Genomic DNA, 6,237 nt, shown 5'->3' on the forward strand with positions numbered 1-6,237 from the left:
AACATTTTTAGTATAACATGAAGTATTTTTCGATTAAAAATGTATAACTTGACATTCTATTAGCTGGTTTAGTTGAAGAAGAACCTTTTCTTTTATTACACATTTTGGTTGAACTCCGAAGAAACTAATGTGTTCAAATGAAATTATCGATATGAAACTTTTATAACTCTATTTCGTAAATATAATAACAATTTCTATGGAGGTGCCAATATGAGAGATATTTTTAAAGGGATTCTAGCAGTAATCTTAGCCTTAGCTTTATGGGATGGAATTAAATACATATGGAATTTCCTTGTTTAAACACCAAAAAAACAACCAAATATTGGTTGTTTTTTCGGTTTAAATAAATGTTCTCAATCATCATTTCGCTTTATGTGTCAAATGCGAAATAAATAATGGAATTTTCATATCTCTTGTACAACTAATCTGCCTCATTAGTTCAATAAGAAAAAGGCTCTACTCCTTATTGAAGTAAAGCACCCGTTACTTTAAGTACTTTCTTTCACAATCCATTTCAAAAACAATTTTTTCAATATAACCACTCCAATATTATACAAAGGTCCCGTAAAGTTATTATCGGAAATTTAATGAATGCTTTTCCAGAATAAAATAGGCATCATACTAATCAATTTGTTGTTTTTCTGCGTAATACCATTTTAAATAATACATTATTCCAGACTTATCGACCCAGCTAAAATCTATTAGATCCTTCTCTAGTGAATGGTGTAGCTCATCTACTGGAATCCACTTTATATCCATAGTACCGTCGCCTTCTTTAACTAAATTACCAGAGGCTTGACATCGAAAATAAGCGCCTAATGAATCTACTGGACCATTTGTCGTTTGATAAACAGCAAAAGGCTTTATAGCTTCAACATTTGAGTCCACATCATTAGTTTCAATTCTAGTTTCTTCCCCAAAAATCTTTGTTATATGAAGTCCTGTTTCTTCGTGCACTTCTCTTTTAAGTCCTTCCATAAATGACTCGAATTCCTCTAACCTTCCTCCAGGTAGCTCATAAGGTGTTTTATTCTCATTAGATTTAACCCTTTTTTGTATAACGATTTCAGTTCCATTTGGTCCATTTCTTTCAATTATTGCTCTAACATTTACATAGATCATACAAGTTCTCCCTCACTTTTCCTCTTCAACTAGATGGCCCGATTGTTGAATACAAGTTAAAACCTCTCTTGAACTAAACTGCCCCGTTAGTTGAATAACTATTTACTTAAATTCATTTGCATATGCACCATTTTCGTTATGCAATAAATATCTTTTATCATTAACTACATTATGGTAATCAATTTCTAAAAAATATGTTGCTTTACTTAGAACGTCATAAAAGAAAGGAACAAACTCCAAATCTTTAAAAACATAAACTTCTATTTGTTCATCATTATTTCTATATGCTTCAAATATACGATGGTTTCCATTGATACAATAAGGTTTGTTGTTGGTTAAATATCGACTCTGAAGTACCATTACAGGATTTTTATGATTGGGTTTTATTCGGTTTGGGTCTTTATTTATGTTACCTTGGTCAACAGCTTCAATTATATTCGATGGAGAAGTCTTTATGGGTTTAATGTTTTTTTCTTTTATAAATGTAGTAGCCCCGTCTATGTCTAAGGTATACTCAAATACCCCAGTCGTGATCTCTGCATATAACGAGAACGTCTCCTGACCAATTGGATGTATCACTGGGTAAGTTTCATCTTCAAGAGTTTGGTTTAAAATATTAGCCCATTTTGAGGCAACTTCAGCCCCATAGCTGGATTCTTTCCGCATTACTTGAATGCGTGAAATAAAGTGTTTAAAAGGTTTGAATTCCTGAGACTCTTTTTCGTATAATTCTATTTTACTTACCATTTAATATCCCCTTTGCTACTTTTATATCAAAAATCAAATTCACTTTTTTTAGATTTCTAATAATAACCACCGTTTATACACCCCACTATTTTTTAAGACATTTTATTTACTTCTATGTAAAACAATTATTTTCCTTCTTCAATTAAACTGCACCGTTAGTACAATAAGAACAATTAACTTACTACACAATATGGACTTAGAGTGCAAAAAAAGGGCTAGCACAATAAATGATGACCTAAATTTTTACAGGAATAACACTATACTTTGTAAAATAAGCACCTAAAATCAACAAAATCATAATAATAGCCCAACTTAATATTCCCGTAAAATTTAACCAATAAGCCAAAAGGCTGGTTATAGCAATTAGAAATAAGCAAATAGATGATAATGCACTTTTTATCCCCGTTATACCAGTTTGTTTTCTTTTTCGAACAACAATGAAGCATGAAAAACAAAGAACTCCTATTGTTATTATTGACAGAATTATCGGTATCAAGAAATCACCTCCCATTTTATAAGCGAATTCATACGAAGCTTCGTGACTTAAGGATATTATTCCATTCTAACCTATTACTGTTATTTTCGATATTCTCATAATCATCCCAAAAATATAATTTCCTATTCAACTAAACTGCCCCTTTAGTTGCAGAAGAAAAAGGCTCTACTCCTTATTGAAGTAAAGCCCCTGTTAGTGAAACAACTACAAACTCTCTGGTAAGTAACATTTATACATTTCTAATGCATCCGAACATTCTTCTAAAACAGTCACTGAAAGCCTTCCTTGCCTTTATTAGGTCTCTATTTAGTAAAGAAAAACGTCTACTATAAAGTGCGAGCAGTCTCCCCTTCAATTAATTTAATATGAATATTAAACGATGTACCTCCTTCAATATGTTTTGGAACATCTGATAAATCGAGTAATTCCTTCAAGTTAATAGACTTTTCACGATTTGCTTCTATCGTAATACTATATGGACCAGCTAAATTCATAAGTGACTCCATACGCACTTCATCTTTCATGAAATAGGAATCTAAAAATTCTAAGTCGAATGACACAGCTTCATTGCTTCGATTATGTAATACAAGGTTACATTCACCATTTAATAAGTCTTCTTCCACATTCTCAAAATCGCACTTGCCATTCCCATCATATGAAATTGCCATAATGCCACTTGCTAGAGTTTCTTGGTATATCGTAATGAGAAGCTTCGGTAAAATTGTATATATTATTACAACTATTACTAATGTACGAAATTGATATTTCTTAATACCAATGACAAGTAAAATCATAGCGATTATAAATAAAACGGAACCAATGATACCAAGAACAATATATCCATCTTGATTGTGGATTGGAAACGACATGAATGTAGAACGTGCTTCTACCATTACATTATAAGGAAACGGGAAATATAAATACATACATATACCTAAAATAACAATTGAACTTATAAGTGCAACTTTATTTCTTATCATTTTATCCCTCATCTCTAAATAAGACTTTTTAATATTTAACTGCTCTTTTTAACTAAAGTAAATTGTTTCCTTTCATTATAGCTTATTCAACTAACCTGCCCCGTTAGTTCAATAAAGAAAAAAAGAGCTGCATATGCAACTCAATGATCTTCAAGTAAAGCACCCGTTAGTTTAAGTGAAACACTTCACAATATTACAATTTAATAGGTGTTAACAGTCTTCGTGTGCTTGAAAATTATTAAGAACACGCAGACTGAGCGACATGTTTTGTTAGTATCTTCCTTGCTGATAATATTCTGCGCCTTGGTTATCCACTAAAATACGCTCGCCTTTTCTCGTAAAGACGATGTCAAATCCATCTGCCGATAACCATAAAACTTTTCCATTATTTTTGTAGATAAGTCGAGGTTGTTGGAAATGTTTAAACACATTTTCCTTGCCAATCTCTTTTAAGTATAACTCGATGGCTGACTCTACTTTATTACGTGAACGAGAGCCACTCACAAGCAATTCTCCATCATCTATTGCCACAAACTGATTGTTATTATGACTATATCCACCGAAACCAAAAATGGCTTGCGCCTGCGCTACTTCAATATCAAAACGCTCGTATATATAAAAGGGTTGATTATAAACTGATTCATATATTTTGCCATCAACAATTTGGTAATACGTAACAACTTCGTTCCATTTTTCTCCTTCTTTATTCATCACCATAAATTTCATCCAAATGATGCCGTCAAGCTCCCGTAGAAATTCTGCTTTCGAAAAATCAATATTTTCATACTTTTTAGATAGCTCATCCACAGTCCCACCATATGCCGGGGATGCTACTAGGTTTAGCGTTTCTGAATCCAGTGCATCAATTGCCTCGAAATACGTGTTAAAAAGTTCTCCATGGTCCCCAAGTGCATTTGTTGTGGCAGCACTTAAAATCCCTGATTGAGCTGACCATAATGTAATCGTAAGAAGCAATGCAGCGATTGAAACTATGCCTACCATTGCAAATATTGGAGTACGCGTCAACTTTTTTCTCGGTTTAGTCATTTTCCGTGCAAGGTCCTTCGTCATCCAGAACTCTTCGCCAATCACCTCATCAATACCCGTTTTCAATCGTTCCATCAAAGCCGTCCTCCTTAAGCACCAATTTAAGTTTTTTACGACCACGCGCAAGCCTTGTACGCACCGTAGCCGATGAACAATTTAGTAGCATACCAATTTCCTCTGACGAATAGTCTAAGTAATACGTAAGTACAATGACTTCACGGTATTTCAGCGGTAATGAAAGAACGGCTTGTGCGAGTAGACGATTTTCTGATTTCGTCACGATATCTTGCTCTGTCGATCGGCCAAATAAATGCTGAATTTTTTCGCCCATAGTCGTATTTTTATAATGCCAACTTCGCAAATAGTCGTAACTGCGATTGATCGTCATTCGATACAAATATGTACGATACGTGGCCTCTTCACGGAACAACGATTGCTTTTCAAATGCTTTTAGTAGCACATCTTGGACAATGTCTTCCGCAGCTTGCTTATTTTTCACATATGTATAAGCAAGTCTCAACAACTCATCACCATGATCATATATAAATTTTTCGAGTCGGGTCATAGGGCAACTCCTTTTATTATTAAATGTTAGACGGAGCAAGAGGGATTTCTGTTTCAAAAATGAGTGAAAAGATCAAATGGGGTATACATCGGAGATGTGGCGATTTGTGAGTATTACTAAATGTGGAAGATGTATCGTAATATATACAGTTTGATTCTAAATCTGCAATTCTACCTGTGATTCAATAACAGCTCATGTCATTTTAAATTATCTATTGGAGAATAACATTATTTTATCAATCCTTCTGACAAGTAATTATTTGAAATTCTCATAGAACTATTATTATTAGATATTTAATTTTTTTGCTCTTTCACTGATTTTTCTTAGATCTAAACTGCCCCGTTAGTTCAATAAGAAAAAGGCTTTACTCTTAATTGAAGTAAAGCCCCCTGTTAGTAAAAAAGCGTCCCTTTTTATCGAACAAAGTATTCCGCTATCTTAATAAGAGATTTCTAATCTGCATATTCAGTGATAATAAAATTGGTTTTATGCGGTAATTTATCTGAGATATTTTCAATTGTTGAAAATTGCCTATCATTTGTTATTGCAACAATAGTATCCCCATCAAAACCAACCCAAAATACACAATCACTTTCAAGGAGAGTAACTATTGTGGTGTGATTTTTTTTAATACCAAAAAAGGTTTTAACTTCCCTTTCGCCAAAACTAAAAACGTCCCTTTTTAACGACCATAAAGCCAAATTATTCATACCTCCATTCCCATATACATATGGGAACATAATGCTAAATTGCTTTTGATTTTCGATTATTATTTTATAAAAATAATTTTTGTTTTTAGTTTTTTCAAATTCAATCTTATGTGTTTTGCAATCTTGTTCTAATTCCTCTTGATCAAAATCATATACCTCAACAAGTATATATATTGGGAATTGACTTAATTCATTCATCCAATTGGAAACAAAATCCAATGGTTCATCAATAAATGTGAAATCAACTATATACTCTTTTTTGCCGTCAACTGCGAAAGGGAAAAAGCCACTTGCATTGGGTATATTTGAAATCCATCCTTTAGGTATAAATCCAATTTCTAAGCTCAACAATAACCATCCTTTATAGAAATATTTCAAATCCATATTATATCATTTCCATACGGCTATTGAACAAACCTCCCCCGTTTGCTCAATAAGAAAAAGGCTCTACAATATTTTGTAACTCTCTTCCTTTTTCGCTTATTCAACTAAACTCCCTCTATAAACATTGAAGTATCAACGGTTTTCATCACTTCGTGATGTAATAAAAAATATTTTTCCATCTCTTTT

At 32.9% G+C, this 6,237-nt stretch carries 7 protein-coding genes; all 7 read right to left on the reverse strand.

Translation table 11 applies throughout. The features are described from left to right. Positions 1 to 621: 621 nt before the first annotated feature. The 7 genes from AMD00_RS02720 to AMD00_RS02750 all read right to left on the reverse strand — a co-directional run bounded on the left by AMD00_RS02720 (position 622) and on the right by AMD00_RS02750 (position 6,051). Positions 622 to 1,122, reverse strand: coding sequence for an NUDIX hydrolase (locus AMD00_RS02720; RefSeq protein ID WP_053415551.1), 501 nt, complete (start codon positions 1,120 to 1,122; stop codon positions 622 to 624). Between the two features lie 102 nt (positions 1,123 to 1,224). Next, a complete protein-coding gene (locus AMD00_RS02725; RefSeq protein WP_053415552.1) occupies positions 1,225 to 1,869 on the reverse strand; it encodes a hypothetical protein in 645 nt (214 codons plus the stop codon). Positions 1,870 to 2,104: 235 nt separating this feature from the next. Beyond that, positions 2,105 to 2,365 (reverse strand): hypothetical protein, encoded by a 261-nt coding sequence (locus AMD00_RS02730; RefSeq protein ID WP_083446081.1) that lies wholly within the window; start codon positions 2,363 to 2,365, stop codon positions 2,105 to 2,107. A 326-nt stretch (positions 2,366 to 2,691) separates the two neighbouring features. Then, positions 2,692 to 3,345 carry a hypothetical protein gene (locus AMD00_RS02735; RefSeq protein WP_053415554.1) on the reverse strand — a complete coding sequence of 218 codons (654 nt, stop codon included), beginning with the start codon at positions 3,343 to 3,345 and terminating at the stop codon, positions 2,692 to 2,694. Positions 3,346 to 3,615: 270 nt separating this feature from the next. Further along, complete coding sequence (locus AMD00_RS02740) at positions 3,616 to 4,467, reverse strand: hypothetical protein (protein WP_053415555.1); 852 nt, start codon at positions 4,465 to 4,467, stop codon at positions 3,616 to 3,618. Then, on the reverse strand, positions 4,442 to 4,957 hold the full coding sequence (locus tag AMD00_RS02745; RefSeq protein ID WP_053415556.1) for a sigma-70 family RNA polymerase sigma factor: 516 nt from the start codon (positions 4,955 to 4,957) through the stop codon (positions 4,442 to 4,444). Before AMD00_RS02745 ends, AMD00_RS02740 begins: the two co-directional genes overlap by 26 nt. Before the next feature lie 452 nt (positions 4,958 to 5,409). Further along, on the reverse strand, positions 5,410 to 6,051 hold the full coding sequence (locus AMD00_RS02750; RefSeq protein WP_053415557.1) for a hypothetical protein: 642 nt from the start codon (positions 6,049 to 6,051) through the stop codon (positions 5,410 to 5,412). Positions 6,052 to 6,237: the final 186 nt, after the last annotated feature.

The sequence above is a fragment of the Viridibacillus arvi genome (assembly GCF_001274945.1).
In the GTDB taxonomy this organism is placed as follows: domain Bacteria; phylum Bacillota; class Bacilli; order Bacillales_A; family Planococcaceae; genus Viridibacillus; species Viridibacillus arvi.

What these genes read in the sequence shown, in the direction of transcription:
- AMD00_RS02750 (WP_053415557.1), bottom strand. Translation starts at nt 6,051, where the DNA reads ATGGATTTGAAATATTTCTATAAAGGATGGTTATTGTTGAGCTTAGAA.
- AMD00_RS02745 (WP_053415556.1), bottom strand. Translation starts at nt 4,957, where the DNA reads ATGACCCGACTCGAAAAATTTATATATGATCATGGTGATGAGTTGTTG.
- AMD00_RS02735 (WP_053415554.1), bottom strand. Translation starts at nt 3,345, where the DNA reads ATGATAAGAAATAAAGTTGCACTTATAAGTTCAATTGTTATTTTAGGT.
- AMD00_RS02720 (WP_053415551.1), bottom strand. Translation starts at nt 1,122, where the DNA reads ATGATCTATGTAAATGTTAGAGCAATAATTGAAAGAAATGGACCAAAT.
- AMD00_RS02740 (WP_053415555.1), bottom strand. Translation starts at nt 4,467, where the DNA reads ATGGAACGATTGAAAACGGGTATTGATGAGGTGATTGGCGAAGAGTTC.
- AMD00_RS02725 (WP_053415552.1), bottom strand. Translation starts at nt 1,869, where the DNA reads ATGGTAAGTAAAATAGAATTATACGAAAAAGAGTCTCAGGAATTCAAA.